The organism is Pseudoalteromonas sp. SWN29 (assembly GCF_015864465.1).
Lineage (GTDB): Bacteria > Pseudomonadota > Gammaproteobacteria > Enterobacterales > Alteromonadaceae > Pseudoalteromonas.
Window position 1 is genome coordinate 1 of the sequence record NZ_JADYXE010000103.1, and the last position, 2,293, is coordinate 2,293.

Sequence of the window (2,293 nt, forward strand, 5' to 3'; positions counted from 1 at the left end):
TTAAACCCTGAACAAGAAATCGTCAAAGCGGAGAGTGCATAACGTAGTGATCGCGACAACTAGTTTGACAAACACCGAGAGCGTCACAAATCGGTTATGGCAGGCGTTAGCTTTCTAAGAAGGTTTCGAGTTGAGAACAATATTTAGCTTTATTTTAGCCTCTTTAGTTGTTGCATTTTTAGCGCCAATGGCAATTGAAATGAAATTTACTATTATTCCTTTTGGTATATTTATTTGGACGTTAATAGTTGTTCTAATTTTGGTTCCAGTAACAGCATTTCCCATTTATAAATTTATCACTAAAAGCTGTGGTTATTCGCTAAATACAGTGCTCAAATCTTCAGTTATATCTACTTGCTTAGTTTCTTTCTTTTTTGTTTTCCCTTCAGGTTTAGATAGCTCAATTATTAATGGTAAGGTATTGGTCGAAAATGGTTCAATTGCGTTAATAGGTTATGGATATCAGGGTAAGATTACGTATGCTCAATAAATAAGCTGTAAAACTTTATCTGCATAATCAGTATCGAGTGCAGCTTTGAAACGCTTAGCTTTCAGACCTTTTTTACAGCTTTTTTCAAGTTTCAATAAATTGAGAATAAGGTGCCTAATTACGGACATGTTTTCAGCTGCGTTTGAACGCCTAACACGACTCAAGTCTTCATTAAAACTGACATCAAGTACCCAGTGTAGCTGATTATCAATGCTCCAATGCTTTCTAACCGCGTTCCCGAATGTTTTTGCGTCAGCTTCTATAGAGCAGATGAAATAACGGATTTCTTTACTTATTTTTCCATCTACATGTCGCTCTGATTCAGCCATCCCCACACTTACCAATCCATCCCATTGCGAAGTTAAATCATTAATGCTTGTCAGAACATCTGTTATCCAATACCGACGAACCTCAATTCTGCCGTGCCCACTATCAACTTCTTCGTGATAAGCATGCTCTACATTTTTAAATTTGTCGCTTTGACAAATCTCAAAAAAATCCTTAATGGACTGGTGTAAATGTCCTTGGTTACCTTTAACTGCAATAACATAATCGGCTTCTTTGTGACGTATTTTTTTAGTAATCGCTTTTTGACATCCCATCGCATCGATCGTGATGATGCTGCCTTTAATATCTAGTAAATCAAGAAATGCGGGAATTGCGGTTATCTCATTTGATTTTTCTGCGGTTTTAACTTGCCCTAATACAACACCATTGTTCGCTGCAAATGCGCTAACCATGTGGATTGCACTTTTCTTTGATTTCTTATCATAAGAGCCGCGAACTTTTTTTCCGTCGATAGCAATAACTTCGCCGTGTGTTTCTTCCTGTGCTGATTTCATCCAGTTAATGAAGCAACTTTGTATCGTTTGGGGCTCTAACGAAGAGACTACTCGTGCAATGGTGTCATGAACAGGAATGCCATTTTCAAACGAGCCATACTTTTTTAACAACTCAATCTTATTATGCGCCACTTCTTCAATTGACTCCCAGCCATCGGCGCCACAGATAACGCCAACAACGAGTGTTAGAAGGATATCGTGAAGCTTATGCTCTACTTTTGATTGTTGGCGATGATCAGGGATTGGTGAAAAATGTTCATTAAAGGCAGATAACATTTGAGACTCCTATGAATTAGAAGCCTATTTGATCACACTTGGCTCAAAATGGAAAGTTCATGATCTTGCCCTGTTATGGATATAGCTTTTTACAATTGTTTTTATTTTCTATGGTAGGTCTTGTTGCTGGTATTGTATTTTACGTTTCAAGAATAGAGTTGAACAAAAGCTAAAGAGTTAGGATGAAATTCATTCTAACTTTTACATAAATAATAAATTAAAGCAGCGGGTTAAGTGAGTTTTATAAAAATGAATCACGCAAAAAGCTGAACTACAATGAAAGAAAGAGTAAAAAGCCAACCACACTAAACTTTCCCGTAATACCTTCCAAAACGCCAATTAAAACAACAGCTAACCCTTTTTTATATTCCACGTGAAATACAGTAAAAGATTGAACCAAAATAGGAACTCAGCTATGGTTTGTTTATCAATAAAAACAAATAAAAAACGAGTTAATCTACAGGCTCGTTAGGTAACTCAGATATGTTCAGTGTCGTACGCAAGATGAATGAGAGTCTTGGTGTTGGATATTTATATTTTGTACTCGGTATTTTGATGGTTATTGGTGGTTTATATATCACTAAAAGTACTTCAGAATTTGTCGGTACCGGTGTTTGTCAAACTAGTTGTCGCGATCACTACGTTATGCACTCTCCGCTTTGACGATTTCTTGTTCAGGGTTTAA

At 36.6% G+C, this 2,293-nt stretch carries 3 protein-coding genes; 2 read left to right on the forward strand and 1 reads right to left on the reverse strand.

The window, feature by feature from the left end:
- The first annotated feature begins 130 nt into the window (after nucleotides 1-130).
- Nucleotides 131-490 (forward strand): hypothetical protein, encoded by a 360-nt coding sequence (locus tag I6F53_RS19975; RefSeq protein WP_197240916.1) that lies wholly within the window; start codon nucleotides 131-133, stop codon nucleotides 488-490.
- On the opposite strand, the gene I6F53_RS19980 is transcribed toward I6F53_RS19975, so the two are convergent.
- Complete coding sequence (locus I6F53_RS19980) at nucleotides 484-1,608, reverse strand: ISAs1 family transposase (protein ID WP_197240917.1); 1,125 nt, start codon at nucleotides 1,606-1,608, stop codon at nucleotides 484-486. The two genes, I6F53_RS19975 and I6F53_RS19980, sit on opposite strands and share 7 nt — an antisense overlap.
- 483 nt (nucleotides 1,609-2,091) lie before the next feature.
- Here I6F53_RS19980 and I6F53_RS19985 point away from each other — a divergent pair, with 483 nt between their 5' ends.
- Entirely contained in the window at nucleotides 2,092-2,271 is a 180-nt protein-coding gene (locus I6F53_RS19985) for a hypothetical protein (RefSeq protein ID WP_197240918.1), read from the forward strand.
- The last annotated feature ends 22 nt before the right edge of the window (nucleotides 2,272-2,293 follow it).

Coding starts and splice junctions, on each gene's coding strand:
- I6F53_RS19980 (WP_197240917.1), bottom strand. CDS start 1,608: ATGTTATCTGCCTTTAATGAACATTTTTCACCAATCCCTGATCATCGC.
- I6F53_RS19985 (WP_197240918.1), top strand. CDS start 2,092: ATGTTCAGTGTCGTACGCAAGATGAATGAGAGTCTTGGTGTTGGATAT.